Origin of the sequence: Curtobacterium sp. NPDC087080, from assembly GCF_044745105.1 — a bacterium.
Taxonomy (GTDB): domain Bacteria; phylum Actinomycetota; class Actinomycetes; order Actinomycetales; family Microbacteriaceae; genus Curtobacterium.
In genome coordinates, this window is record NZ_JBIUZP010000001.1 from 793,074 (window position 1) to 808,462 (window position 15,389).

The 15,389-nt window shown below is 74.7% G+C and carries 16 protein-coding genes and 1 riboswitch; of the genes, 8 read left to right on the top strand and 8 right to left on the bottom strand.

Annotated elements, in window-relative coordinates:
- Positions 1-293 precede the first annotated feature (293 nt).
- A complete protein-coding gene (locus ACIPEQ_RS03685; protein WP_402714096.1) occupies positions 294-1,046 on the bottom strand; it encodes a phosphotransferase in 753 nt (250 codons plus the stop codon).
- Positions 1,047-1,195: 149 nt separating this feature from the next.
- Between ACIPEQ_RS03685 and ACIPEQ_RS03690 the strand changes: the two genes are divergently transcribed.
- Complete coding sequence (locus ACIPEQ_RS03690) at positions 1,196-1,837, top strand: GntR family transcriptional regulator (RefSeq protein ID WP_402714097.1); 642 nt, start codon at positions 1,196-1,198, stop codon at positions 1,835-1,837.
- Positions 1,834-3,087: an MFS transporter gene (locus tag ACIPEQ_RS03695; RefSeq protein ID WP_402714098.1), complete on the top strand. Its 1,254-nt coding sequence runs from the start codon at positions 1,834-1,836 to the stop codon at positions 3,085-3,087. Before ACIPEQ_RS03690 ends, ACIPEQ_RS03695 begins: the two co-directional genes overlap by 4 nt.
- A gap of 160 nt (positions 3,088-3,247) precedes the next feature.
- Here the strand turns inward: ACIPEQ_RS03695 and ACIPEQ_RS03700 are convergent, their stop codons facing one another.
- On the bottom strand, positions 3,248-4,192 hold the full coding sequence (locus ACIPEQ_RS03700) for an NUDIX domain-containing protein (protein ID WP_402714099.1): 945 nt from the start codon (positions 4,190-4,192) through the stop codon (positions 3,248-3,250).
- A gap of 68 nt (positions 4,193-4,260) precedes the next feature.
- A riboswitch (TPP riboswitch) is annotated at positions 4,261-4,356 on the top strand.
- Here ACIPEQ_RS03700 and thiM point away from each other — a divergent pair.
- The 3 genes from thiM to thiD all read left to right on the top strand — a co-directional run bounded on the left by thiM (position 4,345) and on the right by thiD (position 7,486).
- The gene (gene thiM / locus ACIPEQ_RS03705) at positions 4,345-5,253 is read left to right on the top strand and encodes a hydroxyethylthiazole kinase (protein ID WP_402714100.1); all 909 of its coding nucleotides are present in this window, start codon (positions 4,345-4,347) and stop codon (positions 5,251-5,253) included. Its footprint overlaps the riboswitch before it by 12 nt.
- Entirely contained in the window at positions 5,250-5,918 is a 669-nt protein-coding gene (gene thiE / locus ACIPEQ_RS03710; RefSeq protein WP_402714101.1) for a thiamine phosphate synthase, read from the top strand. The genes thiM and thiE overlap by 4 nt, the downstream gene beginning before the upstream one ends.
- Positions 5,915-7,486 (top strand): bifunctional hydroxymethylpyrimidine kinase/phosphomethylpyrimidine kinase, encoded by a 1,572-nt coding sequence (gene thiD, locus ACIPEQ_RS03715; protein WP_402714102.1) that lies wholly within the window; start codon positions 5,915-5,917, stop codon positions 7,484-7,486. The genes thiE and thiD overlap by 4 nt, the downstream gene beginning before the upstream one ends.
- Positions 7,487-7,578: 92 nt before the next feature.
- On the opposite strand, the gene ACIPEQ_RS03720 is transcribed toward thiD, so the two are convergent.
- The 4 genes from ACIPEQ_RS03720 to ACIPEQ_RS03735 form a co-directional block, all read right to left on the bottom strand.
- Positions 7,579-8,088: a metallophosphoesterase family protein gene (locus tag ACIPEQ_RS03720; protein ID WP_402714103.1), complete on the bottom strand. Its 510-nt coding sequence runs from the start codon at positions 8,086-8,088 to the stop codon at positions 7,579-7,581.
- On the bottom strand, positions 8,085-8,621 hold the full coding sequence (locus ACIPEQ_RS03725; protein ID WP_402714104.1) for a MarR family winged helix-turn-helix transcriptional regulator: 537 nt from the start codon (positions 8,619-8,621) through the stop codon (positions 8,085-8,087). The genes ACIPEQ_RS03720 and ACIPEQ_RS03725 overlap by 4 nt, the downstream gene beginning before the upstream one ends.
- 87 nt (positions 8,622-8,708) lie before the next feature.
- Complete coding sequence (locus tag ACIPEQ_RS03730) at positions 8,709-9,170, bottom strand: VOC family protein (protein WP_209676749.1); 462 nt, start codon at positions 9,168-9,170, stop codon at positions 8,709-8,711.
- Between the two features lie 56 nt (positions 9,171-9,226).
- On the bottom strand, positions 9,227-9,523 hold the full coding sequence (locus ACIPEQ_RS03735; protein ID WP_250367466.1) for a GNAT family N-acetyltransferase: 297 nt from the start codon (positions 9,521-9,523) through the stop codon (positions 9,227-9,229).
- Between ACIPEQ_RS03735 and ACIPEQ_RS03740 the strand changes: the two genes are divergently transcribed.
- Positions 9,522-10,271 (top strand): NADPH-dependent F420 reductase, encoded by a 750-nt coding sequence (locus tag ACIPEQ_RS03740; protein WP_402714105.1) that lies wholly within the window; start codon positions 9,522-9,524, stop codon positions 10,269-10,271. The two genes, ACIPEQ_RS03735 and ACIPEQ_RS03740, sit on opposite strands and share 2 nt — an antisense overlap.
- Positions 10,272-10,625: 354 nt before the next feature.
- Positions 10,626-11,723: a hypothetical protein gene (locus ACIPEQ_RS03745; RefSeq protein WP_402714106.1), complete on the top strand. Its 1,098-nt coding sequence runs from the start codon at positions 10,626-10,628 to the stop codon at positions 11,721-11,723.
- 3 nt (positions 11,724-11,726) lie between these two features.
- Here the strand turns inward: ACIPEQ_RS03745 and ACIPEQ_RS03750 are convergent, their stop codons facing one another.
- Complete coding sequence (locus ACIPEQ_RS03750) at positions 11,727-12,584, bottom strand: LysR substrate-binding domain-containing protein (RefSeq protein ID WP_137767017.1); 858 nt, start codon at positions 12,582-12,584, stop codon at positions 11,727-11,729.
- Between the two features lie 162 nt (positions 12,585-12,746).
- Between ACIPEQ_RS03750 and ACIPEQ_RS03755 the strand changes: the two genes are divergently transcribed.
- Positions 12,747-14,069 carry an MFS transporter gene (locus ACIPEQ_RS03755; protein WP_402714107.1) on the top strand — a complete coding sequence of 441 codons (1,323 nt, stop codon included), beginning with the start codon at positions 12,747-12,749 and terminating at the stop codon, positions 14,067-14,069.
- Between the two features lie 613 nt (positions 14,070-14,682).
- Here the strand turns inward: ACIPEQ_RS03755 and ACIPEQ_RS03760 are convergent.
- A complete protein-coding gene (locus ACIPEQ_RS03760) occupies positions 14,683-15,336 on the bottom strand; it encodes an NAD(P)-dependent oxidoreductase (RefSeq protein ID WP_402714108.1) in 654 nt (217 codons plus the stop codon).
- Positions 15,337-15,389 lie beyond the last annotated feature (53 nt).

Below are 15,389 nucleotides of genomic sequence, written 5' to 3' on the forward strand. Positions count from 1 at the left end.
GGAGCTCCCGGGAGGCTCGGTGCACGTCCGGCGTGTGCGTCGCGTGCGCGAGACGCCGGCGTCTGTGCGGGACGCCGCGGTTCGACGAGCCGGTTCCCTGCCCGAGACGCCGGCGTCAGGGCGAGACGCCGTGGTTCGACGAGCCGGATCCCTGCCCGAGACGCCGGCGTCAGGGCGAGACGCCGTCCGCCGGTCGAGACGCCGTGGTGTCCGGCGGCGTCTCGGCGGCCCGGCGGCGTCTCGCGTGCGGGGCGGCGCGTCGCGTCCCGCGCTGCCCCTGTTGCGCGCCGGTGTCAGGCCCCGGTGACGGCGGCGTGGATCGCGTCGGCGTGCGTCTCGATCCACGCGACGTCGGCGCGGTACAGGTCGGCGTGCCCGTGCTCCAGGTCGCTGAGGAACTTCGGGTTCCCGGCGGCGGCCTCGGTCTCCATCGTCGTGACGAGGGCGACGAGCGACGCGGTCATCGTCTCGACGAGCACCCCACGGGAGCGGTCGTCGAGCCCGTACGCGCGGCAGAACTCCGCCGCACGGTCGAGGCGCTCGTCGAGCCCCGGCGCGGTGCTCCCCTCGACGAGTCCGGTGGTGAACGGCGCGAAGCGGTAGACGGCACTCGCGACGTCCCAGACCCGTGGCCCGGGGTGTGCGGTGTCGAAGTCGATGAGACCGACGGCAGCGATGCCGTCGTACACGCAGTTGTACGGCGCGAAGTCCCCGTGCACGACCGTCTCGACCGGCAGCCGTCCTGCCTGCGACCAGACGTCGACCGTGTCGTCGCGCGGGTAGCTCGCCGCGACGTCGTGGTACTGGCGGAGCAGCCTCGCGGACGTGACGAGGGCCGCCTCGCTCGCGATCTCGGTGCTCCAGGGGTAGTTGCCCGCCGTGCCCGGCACGAAGGTCACGGTCTCGACGGCGTCGCCGACGGCGATCGGTTCCGGCGCCGCGACGAAGCCCTGCTCGTGCAGGTGCGCGAGCAGCCGGTGCACCGTCGGCGTCCAGGGCCCCGCGGGGCGGTGGACGCGGTCGTCGGCTCTGGTGACACGCTCCATCGTGACCTCCTGATCAGTACGTCTCCGTTGACGTGAGGGTCAGCGTAGCGACGGCGGGTGGGGAATGTCTCGTCCGGTCATGAACGCCGTGTGACGTTCTCGCTCCGCACCGGATGCAAGCTTGCATGCAAGGCGTAGGATCGGTTGCCGTGAGCGACACCAGCAGCGAGGCACCCGCAGCCGTCCGGGCCTACGAGCACATCAAGCGGGCGATCGTCCGCGGAGACCTGCCCGGCGGCACGGCGATCAGCGAGAACGCGCTCTGCCAGGAGATCGGCGTCTCGCGGACACCCGTGCACGAGGCGTTCCTGCGCCTGGCGGCCGAGGATCTCATCCTGCTCGGCGCCCGCCGGGGCGCCGTCGTGCGCCCGATGTCCCCGAACGAGGCGGCGGACGTGCTCGAGATGCGCGAGGCGATCGAGTCGACCGCGGCGACCCGCGTCGTCACCGACGGCCGCGTGACGGAACTGGCACCGCGCCTCCAGGCCGAGCTGGCGGAGCAGGAGGCGGCGGTGGCCGCCGGGGACGTCGACCGCTTCGTCGAGCGCGACGCGGCGTTCCACGGCGCCGTCGTCGAGGCGTCGCGGAACGCGATCGCCGTCCTCTTCGCCCGGACGCTGGGCGACCGGCAGCAGCGGCTCCGGCACCAGCTGATGCGGCTGCGGCCGGAGCAGCTGCAGGCGTCGCTCGACGACCACCGGGCACTCGCCGCCGCCCTCGACGACGGGGACGCCGAGCGGTACGCCGCGGTCCTCCGCGCCCACGTCGCCTCGCACCGGGGTGCGCTGTGAGCGGCGCGACCGGGAGCATCCCGACCACCGGGGCCGTGTCGACGCCGACGAGCCGGGTGGCCCCGTGGGCGATGGTCTGGGGTGCGGTCTTCGTGTGCTCGTGGGGCGGCAACCAGTTCTCGCCGCTGCTGCTCATGTACGAGGAGCGGGCGCACTACTCGTCCCTGCTCGTCAACGCCTTCCTCGGCGTCTACGTGCTCGGGCTCGCACCCGCGCTGCTCGTCGCCGGGTCGCTCTCCGACCGGCACGGGCGGAAGCCGCTCATGCTCGTCGGGATCGGCGCCGCGGTCGTCGGCAGCGGACTCCTGGCACTCGGACCGCTCGGGCCCGGGTTCCTGGCCGCCGGACGGCTGTTCTCCGGCGTCACCGTCGGCATCGCCATGGCGGTCGGCAACAGCTGGGTGAAGGAGCTCTCGCAGGGCCGGTACGACCCGTCGGCGGACGCCGGGTCCGGTGCACGGCGGGCATCCCTGGCGTTCACCCTGGGGTCCGGGATCGGGGCGCTGGTCGCCGGGGCGATCGCGCAGTGGGGGCCGGTGCCCGAGGTCACGCCGTTCCTCGTGCACGTCTGCGTCGCGGCGCCGTTCGCCCTCGTCGTGTGGCGGGCGCCGGAGACCGCGGTGCACGGCGGTCTGGCGGGGCCGTGGTGGCGTCAGCTCGCGATCCCGAGCGCCGGGCACCGCCGGTTCACGCGGGTGGTCGTCGTCGCGGCACCGTGGATCTTCGGCTCCGCCGCGACCGGCTACGGGTACCTGCCGACGCGGCTCGCGGGGGCGACCGGTCCGTGGGGACTCGTGTTCGCCACCGCCGCGACCGTCGTGGCGCTCGGGGTGTCGAGCGCCGTGCAGCCGTTCGCCAAGCGGGTGCACTCGGTGGCCTCGGCGCGTGGGCTCGTGATCGCGGTCGCCGTGATGACCGTCGGGATCGGGGTCGTGCTGCTGGCCGTCGAGCTGCAGTCGGTGTGGATCGGCCTCGCGGCGAACGTGGTGATCGGTGTCGGGATGGGGACCGCGCTCGTGTCCTCGTTGCTCGAGGTGCAGCGGATCGCCGGGTCGCGCGACCTGGCCGGGCTGACGGGGGCGTTCTACGCGGTGGCCTACAGCGGGTTCCTCGCGCCTGCGGTCATCGCGGCGATCGTTGGCGGCGCCGGGGTGCCGGTCTCGGTGGTCCTGGCCGTCGTGGTCGGGCTCGGGGTGGTGTCGTGGGTGGCGCTGCTGGTGTCGTCGAAGCGGTACGTGCCCGAGGGCTGACGCCGCGTCGGGCCCCCGGGCACCGAGGCGCCGGCGTCCGTGCGAGACGCACTGCGAGTCGCGAGACGCCGCCGGATCCCGGTGCGTCTCGCGCCCGCCGAGGCGTCCCGGGGCGACGCCGGCGTCTGGACCGGTCGCCGCTGACGCTCGCGGCGGCGGGCTACTGCTCGCGGAACCAGCCCGGGCCGCGCACCTCGGCACCCAGCGCCTCGACGCGGGTGCGGAGTTCCCGGTCCGCCGTGACGACGACGACCGGTGCGTGGCCGTCGTCGAGCGCCGACCGGGCAGCCTCGACGATCGCGTCGTCGCCGGAGCCCTCGGCACGCACGACCCCGACCGGGTCGGCCGCACCGCCGAGGTCGCCGGCCCCGACGGCACCCGCTGCCGTGCCCGCAGCACCGGCACCCGCGCCGGCGGCCCGTGCCTCGCCCTCGAGCACCACCGTCCACCGGGGCCACCACCGTGCGAAGGGCAGCCCGAGCTCCCCCGCGTCCACACCCCGTGCGGCGAGCGCCGCCACGGACGACAGCAGCCGCTCGGCCGCCCCCGCGCGGTCCTTCCACCAGCCGTCCGGCACGCTGCCGACCACGTTCGCCGCGTCGACCACGACGTGCGGGACGGTCTCGATCGCGGCACGCAGCGCCGGCCACGAGGCACCGAAGCCCGGGTGCAGCGGCAGTGCGTCGACCTCGGCGACGGGCACCCACGACAGCGCGAGGCTCTCGCGGTCGGCGATCACGGGCTCGAACGGGGTCCGGGCGCGGCCGACGACGGTCGTGTAGGTCCAGAACCCGAGGTCGAGCACGGCGGCGTGCCGGAGGTCGATGCCGTCCTCGGGCACCCCTGCCTCCTCCGCGGACTCCCGGAGCGCCGCGGTGACGGCGTCCTCGTCCTGGTGCCGAGCTCCGCCGGGGATGCCCCACGTGCCGCCGTGGTGGCTCCACTCGACGCGGTGCTGCAGGAGCACGCGTCCGGCGCCGTCGTCGACGAGCAGGCCGGCCGCACCGAAGCGTCCCCAGGCCTTCGTGCCGTCCGGTCCGACGGCCCACGCGTCGCCGGGGTCGCGGGGTCCGGGCGGCGGTCCGGGAGGGGTCACGTCAGGCACCCGTCAACACTGGCACACCGCACCCCCGGTGTGCCCGGAGGAGGTCGTCGGACGTCGTGTACGGTGTCGTCCGAGACACGGGGTGCCGCACCGAGCGGCTGAGATCACACCCGTCGAACCTGCTCGAGCTCGTACTCGCGAAGGGATCGTCCATGCACACCGCTGCGCCCGTACCCGGATCCGCCGGCACCCCGTCCCCGGACTGGCCCGCCCGCACCGCCACGCTGCTCGAGGAGGTGCGCGCCCGCAGCCCCCTGGTGCAGTGCATCACGAACACGGTGGTGCAGAACGTCACGGCGAACGTCCTGCTCGCCCTCGGCGCCTCCGCCGCGATGGTCGACGTCACCACCGAGGCCGGTCCGTTCGCCCGGGTGGCCGACGCGCTGCTCGTGAACACCGGCACGCCCCACCCCGAGCCGCGTGCGGCGTCGGTCGAGGCCGCCACCGCGGCGGTCGAGGCGGGCACCCCGTGGGTCCTGGACCCCGTCGCGGTCGGTTCGCTCCCGGTCCGCACCGCCCTCGCCCACGACCTGCTCGCGCTCCGACCGACCGTGCTGCGCGGCAACGCCTCGGAGGCCCTCGCCCTGCTCGGCGCCGCCGACGGCGGGCGCGGGGTCGACAGCACCGCCGCCACGGACGAGGCGCGGACGGCCGCGCTCCGGGCGTCGGACGGGAGGCTCGTGGGCGCGGTGGCCGTGTCCGGTCCCGTCGACCTGCTGGTCGCGCCCGGTACCGGTGTGGTGCGGGTCGCGAACGGGACACCGCTGCTGACCCGGATCACCGGCGGCGGGTGCGCGCTCGGCGCGGTGATCGCCGCCTTCGCCGCGGTGACGCCGGACGACCCGGGTGCCGCTGCGGTCGCCGGCACGGTGGTGCACACGGTCGCCGCCGAGCTCGCCGCGCGGGACGCCGGTGGCCCCGGCACGTTCCAGCCGCTGTTGCTCGACCGGCTCGCGTCCCTGACCCCCGACGACGTCGTCCGGGTGGCTCGCGTCACCACTGAGTCCGCGCCGTCCCCCAGCACGGAGCCCGCAGCGACGACCGCGGGGGTCCGACCGTGAGCGCCCCGACGGACCTCGGCGTCTACCTGGTCACCGATCCGGTGCTCGTCGACCGGCACGGCCGGGGTGTGCTCGGCGTCGTCCGTGCCGCGGTCGACGCCGGCGTGCGGCTCGTGCAGGTGCGGGACAAGCAGGCACCGGTCCGGGACCTCCTCGCCCTGACCGTCGCGGTGGCCGACGCCGTCGGGGACCGCGCGACCGTCGTGGTGGACGACCGGACGGACGTCGCGCTCGCCGCCCGACGTGCCGGACACCGGGTCGCGGGCGTCCACCTCGGCCAGTCCGACCTGCCCGTCGCGGCCGCCCGGGCGCTCCTCGGCCCGGACGCGCACGTGGGGCTCACTGCGAACACGCCGGACCACCTCGCGGCCCTCGCGGAGCTCCCCCGCGGCACGGTCGACCTGCTCGGCGTCGGCGTCGTGCACCCGACCGCGACGAAGCCGGACCACCCACCGGCACTCGGCGTCGACGGCGTCGCCCCCATCGCCGGAGCGGCACGAGCGCTCGGGGTCCCGTGCGTCGCGATCGGCGGCGTGACCCTCGACGACGTGGCGCCGCTGCGAGCCGCCGGTGCCTCGGGCGTCGCGGTCGTGTCCGGGATCTGCGCCGCCGTCGACCCGCACGCGGCCGCGACCGCGTACCTCCGCGCCTGGAGCGGGGCATGACCGCCGCGGGGCGTGCCGCGGGGACCGCCGCGGGCTCGACGTCGCCGGTGCGGACCGGACCGACCGGGCTGCTCGTGCCGCGGGTCCTGAGCATCGCGGGCACCGACCCGACGGGCGGCGCCGGACTCCAGGCGGACCTCAAGGCGATCGGGGCGCACGACGGCTACGGGATGGGCGTCGTGACGGCCCTCGTCGCGCAGAACACCCACGGCGTCCGGTCGGTGCACGTCCCCGACGTCGGGTTCCTCCGCGAGCAGCTCGACGCCGTGTCGGACGACGTGGTGGTCGACGCCGTCAAGGTCGGGATGCTCGGCACCGTCGAGGTCGTCCGCACCGTCACCGACTGGCTCCGCGCACACCGCCCGCCCGTGGTCGTCGTCGACCCGGTGATGGTCGCGACGAGCGGCGACCGGCTGCTCGACCGGCAGGCCACGGCCGCGATGGGCGACCTGCTCGCACTCGCCGACCTCGTGACGCCGAACCGGGCGGAGCTGACCGACCTCGTCGCGCTCGCCGGGGGCACGGCCTCGAGCCCCGTCGATGCAGCACGGCTCGTGGCCCGCCGATGGGACGTCCTCGTGCTCGCGAAGGGCGGGCACGACACCGGCCCGACCGCCGACGACGTGCTCGTCCGACCCGACGGCTCCGCCCGCACCTTCCGGGGGCCGCGCGTCGACACCGCCAACACGCACGGGACGGGGTGCTCGCTGTCGAGCGCGATCGCGACGCTGGTCGCACGGGACGGCGACTGGGAGCTCGCGGTGGGCGAGGCGAAGACCTGGCTCACCGCCGCGCTCCGTGGTGCGGACGCCCTGCGGGTCGGCACGGGCAACGGACCGGTCGACCACGGCGCCCGCACCCGGGCCGCCCTGCCCCCGGTGACGTGGACGGACCGCTGGTGGGCGGACGTCGCGGAGACCCTCGACGCGACGCTGTCCTGCGCCTTCCTGGTGGGCCTCGCCGACGGCTCGCTCCGACCGGACGTGTTCGCCGGGTACCTCGCGCAGGACGTCCACTACCTGCGGGCCTACGAGCAGCACCTCCGGAGGCTGGCGGCGGCCACGGACGGCGACACTGCAGACGGGGACGCCGCGGCGTTCTGGGCCGCGGCCGCCGCGGGCTGCGCCGACGAGGCACGCGACCTGCACCACCACCGCCTGGCCGGCACGCACGCCGACGACCCGGTCCACCCGACGTGCGCGGGGTACCTCGCCCACCTGCAGGACGCCGCCGACAGCGGGTCGGTCGGGGTGCTCGCCGCCGCCGTGCTGCCGTGCTTCCGGGTGTACGCCTGGGTCGGCACGCAGCTGGGCCGCGCCCCGGAGGGACACCCCTTCGCGGACTGGCTGGGCGCCTACGGCGACCCGGGGTTCGCGACGGCGAGCGCCGAGGCGACCGCACGCGTCGAGGCCCTCGCGGCGGCTGCGGACCCGGCCGAGCGAGGGCGGATGGCGCGGGCGCACCGGCGCTCGACCGAGTGGGAGTTGGCGTTCTTCCGGATGCCGACGGACCCGCCGCCCGCGCCGGAACCGCCGGACCAGGCGGCGTCACCGTTCCGGCGGGCATGACCGCACCACGGCGGTGACACGCACCACGGGACGGATGGGAGGCGCGGGGCGGACAAGTTCCGCGCCTCCCGTCCGGTGCTCGCTGCGTCGCGTCAGCGCGCCGCCGGGGCCAGCCGGACCGTCTCGACCGTCAGCGCCCGCCCGTCCACCGTGCCGCGCATCCACGTGAAGTCGGGCTGCCGGCGGCGGTCCGTCGGCGACCCCGGGTTGAGCAGGCGCATGCCCGACGGTGCGACCGAGTCCCACGGGATGTGCGAGTGTCCGAAGACGAGCACGTCGGTGTCCGGGTACGCGGCGTCGGCCCGGCGCTCGCGACCGGTCGCCGTTCCGGTCTCGTGCACCAGGGCGAAGCGCAGGTGCTCGACGGTGAACCGCGCGACGAGCGGCAACCGGTCGTCGAACTCGGGGCCGTCGTTGTTGCCGCGGACGCCCTCGAAGCGGCGGGCCCGTCCCTGCACCGCGTCGAGGGTGGCGAGGTCGACCCAGTCGCCCGCGTGCACGACCAGGTCCGCGGCGTCGACGTCGGCCCAGAGCGCGGCGGGCAGGTCCTTCGCGCGCTTCGGCAGGTGCGTGTCCGAGAGCAGGACGAACGAGGTGGTCACGAGGCCGCGTGACCGGCCCCGCCGGCGTGGTCGTCCGGGATCGCGCGTGCGGGCATCGGCAGGCCGGCCTCGTCGGCGGCGCCGAGTCGTTCGAGCAGGCCGGCGAGGAGCGCGACGTCGTCGTCCGACCAGTCGGCGAGCCGTTCCACGAGCGCGTCGCGGTGCAGGCGCACCGAGCGGTCGAGTGCGGCGCGTCCGGCGTCGGTCGCCTCGAGCGGCTTCGCGTTGCCGGAACCGCCGTCGGTGGTGCGGACGAGACCGGCCGCGAGCAGGCCGGAGAGCTGCCGGGAGATCGTCGACCGGTTCAGCCGCAGGTACCGGGCGATGTCGATGGCCATGCAGCCGGGGTGCTGCACGACGAAGTCGACGAGGGACTGGTCGACGACGCTGAGCACGAGGTCGTCGCCGCGTGCCCGGATGCTCGCGCGGCGGGTGATGCGGGAGAGTTCGGTGTAGGCGCGGCCGATGTCGGTGCCGCGGACGTCGTCGTCGGCACGGTCGCCGTCGCGGGCCGCTGAGCTCGGGCTGCTCATCGCGTTCTCCAGCCTGTCACTGCGTTCGCCGGGTGCTCGGCGCTGGTGGGTCCCGCCACCCTACCGGCGGGCACGGCCTGCTCCCCCTCAGCGGCCGGCGGCTGCGGCCTGCAGCGCCGGGATGTCGAGCTTCACCATCTCCTGCATCGCGCGGAACACCCGGGCGTTCGCCTCGGGGTCGCCACCGCCGGTCATCAGGTCCCCCATCATCGACGGGGTCACCTGCCATGCCAGCCCCCAGCGGTCGTGCAGCCACCCGCACGCGAGCGGTCGACCGCCGTCGGCGAGGAGCGCGTCCCACACTCGGTCGAGCTCCTCCTGGGTGTCGACGTCGACCTGGAAGGACACGGCGTCGGTGTGCGGGTGCCCCGGGCCGCCGTTCATCGCCCGGTACGGCTGGCCGAGCAGGGTGAACTCGACGACGAGGGCGGTGCCGTCCGGCGTCCGTGCGACGCTGTCGACCCGGCTGTCCGGGAAGAGCGACGCGTAGTACGTGGCGGCCTGCTCGGCCTGGTCGTCGAACCAGAGGAACGGGGTGATCGTGGGCACGGTGTCTCCGGGTGGTGGGGTCCGGCTGCGAGGCTGCGGCCGGACCGTGGGGTGTGTCAGTCCGCGGCGCCGCGGCTGAGCAGGTCCGCCTGCTCGGGGTGCTCGTCGAACCACTTGCCGACGAACCAGCACATCGGCACGATGCGCTTGGTGGTCCTGGTCGCCACGTCGTCGACGGCGTACGCGACGAGCTCCGCCGCGTAGCCGTGTCCGCGGTGCTTCGGGACCGTGTACGTGTGCGGGAACGACACGGCGTCGTCCCCGGCCCGGTAGTCGAGGACGCTCACGAGCTCGCCGTCGACGTACATCGCGTAGCGGTCGCGGTCGGCTTCGTCGCGGAACTCGTGGGCCATGGCGCCATCATGCACCCGACGGACAGCGGTCGCACGGAGACGACAGCACGCGGCGACCACCGCCGGGAATGCGTCGCAGCGGGCCGCGTTGCACGACCGCATGACAACGATCGGCATCATCGGAGCAGGCAACATCGGTTCTCAGCTCGCGCGCCTCGCCGTGCAGCACGGCCACGAGGTCGTGATCGCCAACTCACGCGGCCCGGAGACCCTGCAGGACCTGGTCTCGGAGCTCGGCGAGCACGCCCGTGCGGCGACCCGGGACGAGGCGGCAGCAGCGGGCGACATCGTCGTCGTGACCACCCCCCTCGCGGCGATCGAGACCATCCCGGTCGAGCCCCTGGTCGGCAAGGTCGTCATCGACACGAACAACTACTACCCGCAGCGGGACGGCCACATCGCCTCCCTCGACGACGAGACCACGACCACCGCCGAACTCCTGCAGGACCACCTGCGCGGTGCGCGGGTGGTCAAGGCGTTCAACCACATCGCCGCTCCGGCGCTCACCGACGAGGCCACCCCGGCCGGTACCCCCGACCGCCGCGCCCTGGTGGTCGCCGGTGACGACGCCGACGCCAAGCGGGTCGTGTCCGAGCTGATCGACCAGTTCGGGTTCGACGTGGTCGACGCCGGTCCGCTCGCCGAGGGCTGGCGCATCCAGCGCGACACCCCCGGGTACGTCACGCGCTACACCGCCGACGAGCTCCGCACGAAGCTCGCCGAGGCGAAGCGCTACCGCGACATGTAGCCCCCACCTCCGCAACACGCCACGAAGGCGGTTCCCCGCACCGGTACAGCTCGGCGCGGAGCCGCCTTCGTTGCGTCTCGCGAGCCCCGGCCGCGAGGCGTCCTGCGTGCGGTGGACACTGCGACCCCGGAACTGGGGCTGCGCACCGATCCATGCAGGTGGATAGAAATGACGATGGATCAGAAGAGCGAGGGAGCACGAGTGGCGTCGCACCGCATGCCGGACAGAGACCGGCCGCGTCGAGCGGTCCCTGCGTGGGTCGTCGCACCCCCGGAGGACACCGTCGCCGGCCGGGAGGCACCACTCACCTCCGCCGCAGCTCCTGCCGTCGTCGAGACGGGAGCGTCGGTCCCCGTGGCCGCTCCCGGCACGCCGGGTGCGCTCGGCTCGGCGCTGCCGTCCGTCCCGACCGACGGGCTGCCCGACGGCGAGATCGTCGTGCCCGACTACCCGCCGCAGGAGCACCTGCTCCCGCCGGCCCCGACTTCCCCCGCGGTCCAGGTGCCGCCGTTCGCCACGGCCCCGCTGCCGGTGTCACCCGTCGACGCAGGCGAGTCGGGCGGCCCCCTCACGCCCCCGGTCGACCCCACGCACAGCGCCCAGGCTCCGGCACCGGCTCCGGCACCGGTGCAGCCCCCCGCTCCCGCAGCACCGGTGGTCGGGCAGCCCCGCTTCTCGGTCCCCGGCCTCGAGCACGTCCTGGTCGAGGGCACGGAGCCTGCGCCCTCCGGTCCGATCGGGTACCGCACGCCGGCGCGCTTCGCCCGACAGCAGGCACCGCGACCGGTCGTCGTCGAGCCCGCTCCGACCGACTTCGACGCCGTGATCGCCACCGGTGCCGCGATCCCCGCCCCGGCCCCGATGCCGTCGGTGTTCCCCGGGACGCCTGCTCCCGCTGCCGGGACCACCGCCGGCACAGCAGCCACGTCGCCCGCACCGGGCGCCCCCACCGAGCCGACCGCAGCCGGAGCGCCGGCGGGACGCCGCAGGTCCGGCTCCCGCGGCCGGACCCGTGCGTCGGAGCCGGCCACGGCGCGGACCGGCGCCGGAGCCGAGGTGGGCGAGCGCGACGGAGGCGAGGAGCGCCTCCAAGCCGGACGCGGAGCCACTCGCGACCGCAGCCGCACCGCGATCGGCGTGACGCCGGCGGCCGTGCTCGGGGCCGTGACCGGTGTCGCGACGATCGCCCTCGCCGCGTGGTGGTTCACCGCGCCGGCGACGGTGCACGCCACCGGACTGGTGCTCGGGGTGCTCGCGCTCGCACTGTCGGGGACCGCGTTGCGGAGCCCCGCGGCGACGTGGCAGCGGCCGGTGGCGCTCCTCGGCACGGTGCTCGGTGGGGTCGGGACGCTCGTGCTCCTCTGGGCGGTGGCCGCGGCGCTGCTGGCGCCGGCGGGCGTGACGCTGCCCGACGTGACGGGGACGGGCACGACGCCGACCCTCGCCCCGTAGCGCTCAGACGGCGCGGACGACCCCGCGGGACAGGATCGCGCTCGTCAGGGCGTCGATCGGCTCGCGCTGCACCGTCGGGTTCGCGATGAGCACGTAGTCGACAGCCGGCAGGTCCGGCAGCGAGAGCCGCTGCGACACCTTCACGAGGTCGGCCGGGATGAGCGAGTGCGGGAACACCGCGACCCCGATCCCCGCCCGCACCGCGGCGAGCACCCCGTTCACGTCGCGGGTGTTGCAGGTGATCCGCCAGGTGCGACCGGCGGCCTCGAGGGCGTCGATCGCCATCTGCCGACTGATGCTCGGTGCCTGGTAGGCGATCAGCGGGACGGGCTCGTCCGCCTCGAGCGCGATGCCGTCCTGCGCCATCCACACCATCTGGTCGGTCGCGACGCGGGTGCCCTCGGCGGACTCCCCCGCGGTCTGCTTGATGAAGACGAGGTCGAGCTGTCCGGCGTGCACCCGACGGAGCAACGGCGCGGACTGGTTCACCGTCAACTCGAGGTTCACCTGCGGGTGCAGGCGGCGGAAGTCCCGCAGGATGCGGGGCAACTGCGTGATCGCGAGGTCGTCCGCGGCACCGAAGCGGAGCCGGCCGCGGGTCGCCGCCCCGGAGAAGTACGCGTCGGCGGTCGCGTGCGCCGCGAGGATCGAGCGGGCGAAGCCGGCCATCGCGTCCCCGTTGTCGGTGAGCGCGACCCCGCGGGTGTCCCGGGCCACGAGGGTCCGGGAGACGGCGGTCTCCAGCCGACGGACGTGCTGGGAGACCGTCGGCTGGCTGATGCCGAGACGCTGCCCGGCGAGCGTGAAGCTGCCGGTCTCGGCGACGGCGAGGAACGTGCGGAGCAGCACCGGGTCGAGCACGAGACCTCCTCCGGCGGCCGGGCCGCCGCCATTCGACATCGCAATGGAGTGATAGCCACCATAGGGGTGTCGAATGGCCGAGCGCGACGTAGTTTCGGAGAGGTACCGGATCGTTCCGACCAGGTACCGAGTCCACCCCCGACGATCCGGAGCCCCACGACCGTGAGTGCGTCATCGACGACCCTCCCTCCGCCCACCGAACCGCTGCCGATCCAGTCCGAGCGCCCGCCGTGGCGGCACACGCTCATCGCCCTCTCCGTCCCGAACTTCCGGCTCTTCACCGCGACCAACCTGGTGGCGATGACCGCCGGCTGGATGCAGCGGATCGCGCAGGACTGGCTCGTCCTGCAGCTCACCGGCTCCGTCGCGCAGGTCGGCATCACCGTGGCGTGCCAGTTCGCACCGATGCTGTTCTTCGGGCTCTGGGGCGGGGTGCTCGTCGACCGGTTCTCGAAGCGCGCGCTGATGATGCTCACCCAGGGTGCCTTCGCGGTGCTCTCCGCCCTGCTCGCCGTCCTGACCCTCACGGGTGTGGTCGAGGCGTGGCACATCTGGGTCATCGCGTTCCTGGTCGGGATGGTCACCGTCATCGACAACCCCGCCCGGCAGGTCTTCGTCACCGAGATCGTCGGGCACCAGCACCTGCGGAACGCGATCAGCGTCAACTCGAGCGTGTTCCAGCTCGGCGGGATGATCGGTCCGGCACTGTCCGGTGCGCTGCTCGTGGCCGTCGGGGCGGGGTGGTCGTTCGGGGTGAACGCGGTCGCCTGCGTCGCCGTGGTCGTGACGCTCGGGTTCCTCCGCACCTCGGAGCTCCACCGGACGCCGCCCATGCCGCGCGCCAAGGGGCAGCTCGTGGAGGGCCTCCGGTACGCGGTCCGGAAGCCCACGATCCTGGTGCCGGTCGTGCTCATGGCGTTCTTCTCGGTGTTCGCCCTGACGATGCCGGTGCTGCTCTCGGCGTTCGCGTCCGAGGTCTACGACGTGGGCGCGGGCGGCTACGGCGTGTTCAACTCCGCGGTCGCGGTCGGGGCCCTGACCGGGGCGCTGCTGTCGACCCGGCGGGCGACGGTGCGGCTCCGGACGATCGTCGGCGGGGTGTTCTGGACGGGGGTGCTGCTCGTCGTGAGCGGCTCGATCCCGGTCATCGCACCGTTCACCGTGGCGCTCGTCGCGGTCGGGATGTCGCAGCTGCTCTTCATGACGGCGTCGAACTCGCTCGTCCAGCTGTCGTCGAACGTCGCGATCCGCGGACGCGTGATGTCGTTGTACGTGCTGGTGCTGCTCGGCGGCCAGGCGATCGGTGGGCCGATCATGGGGCAGGTCGTCGACCACTTCGGCGCACACGTCGGCATGGTCGTGGCCGGGGGCGTCCCCGCGCTGGCGGCGGTCGTCGCCGGGGTGGTGCTCGCGCGGCGCGGCGGGCTGCACCTGGCGGTGCGGATGCGGCACCACGTGCCGCTGCCCGCGATCGAGGCGCGGTAGCGCGGCGCGGGGGGCGGGGCGCGCGGGGCCGGGCATGGCGACAGCACAGCCGGAGGCACGTCGCGCCACGGGAACGCGTGGCGCGAGGCGCCTTCCGTTGTGCGGGAGCACGCCGCGCCACGCGCCGGGCGGGAGGCGCGGGCCGGCCGCGCACCGCGCCTCCCGTCCGGCGACGGATCGCGCGCGGCGGCGCGGCACAACCGGAGACACGTCGCGCCACGGGAAAACGCGGCGCGACGCGCGTTCCGTTGTGCGGGAGCACGCCGCACCACGCGCCGGACGGGAGGCGCGGGCCGGCCGCGCGCCGCGCCTCCCGTCCGGCGACGGATCGCGCACGGCGGCGCGCCTCCCGCCGCCAGCGGGTTGCGGCCGGGGCACCCGCGCACAACCGCAGGCACGTCGCGCCACGGGAACGCGTGGCGCGACGTGCGTTCCGTTGTGCGGGAGCACGCCGCGCCCCGTCACGGATGCCGCACCCTTGTACACCGGGGCGCAACGTCCGTGACGGGGCGCGACCGCAGATCCGGACGCCGCACCACGCGACGGACGGGAGGCACGGTGCAAGCCCGCACCGTGCCTCCCGTCCGTCAGCCGGTCCCGCCGGCCGCTCGCGTCAGTACGCGACGCCGAAGCGGGCGCGGTGGTGCGCCGGACGCTCGATCTCGTCGACGATCGCGATCGCGTAGTCCGCACCGGAGATGTCCGAGTTGCCCTCGGCGTCGGTGAGGAGCAGGTCGTCCGTGGTGCGGTAGGTGCCCCGACGCTCACCGGGGTTGTACCCACCGAAGGCCGCGGCCGGGCTCACGTAGAACCAGTCGACGTCGCCGGTGTACCCACCGGAGCGCAGGCGGTCGAGGATCTCGCCGTGGCTCTTCGCCTCGCCCTTGAAGGCGTCCGGGAACTCCGCGGTGTCGTACAGCGCCGGGCCGCCCTCGGCGACGAGCAGCGAACCCGCGCCGCCGACGATGCCGAGTCGGGCGCCGGCAGCAGCAGCCGCGTCGACGAAGTGCTGGAACCTGTCCTTGAGCTCGCTGCCGTCCACCTGGACCGCGTGCAGCGAGACCACGACGACGTCGGCGTCCTTCGTGACGTCCGCCACGAACGACGGGTCGAAGGCGTCGCCCTGCGCGAGGGTGAGCCCCTCGGCGGCGTCGAGCTTGGAGGTGTCGCGGGCGACGGCGGTGACGGCGATGCCGCGGGACAGGGCCTCGCGGACGATGGCGGAGCCGGCGTACCCGGTGCCGCCGAAGACGACGATGTTGGTCATGAGTGTCCTTCCGTGACTGGTGCGACCGACGGTACTCGCGTTACTCTCTTCTG

Bases quoted from the DNA above. Each gene is read 5' to 3' on its own strand.
- ACIPEQ_RS03685 (WP_402714096.1), bottom strand. From the start codon at position 1,046: ATGGAGCGTGTCACCAGAGCCGACGACCGCGTCCACCGCCCCGCGGGG.
- thiM (WP_402714100.1), top strand. From the start codon at position 4,345: ATGCACACCGCTGCGCCCGTACCCGGATCCGCCGGCACCCCGTCCCCG.
- ACIPEQ_RS03760 (WP_402714108.1), bottom strand. From the start codon at position 15,336: ATGACCAACATCGTCGTCTTCGGCGGCACCGGGTACGCCGGCTCCGCC.
- ACIPEQ_RS03740 (WP_402714105.1), top strand. From the start codon at position 9,522: ATGGCGCCATCATGCACCCGACGGACAGCGGTCGCACGGAGACGACAG.
- ACIPEQ_RS03735 (WP_250367466.1), bottom strand. From the start codon at position 9,523: ATGGCCCACGAGTTCCGCGACGAAGCCGACCGCGACCGCTACGCGATG.
- ACIPEQ_RS03725 (WP_402714104.1), bottom strand. From the start codon at position 8,621: ATGAGCAGCCCGAGCTCAGCGGCCCGCGACGGCGACCGTGCCGACGAC.
- thiD (WP_402714102.1), top strand. From the start codon at position 5,915: ATGACCGCCGCGGGGCGTGCCGCGGGGACCGCCGCGGGCTCGACGTCG.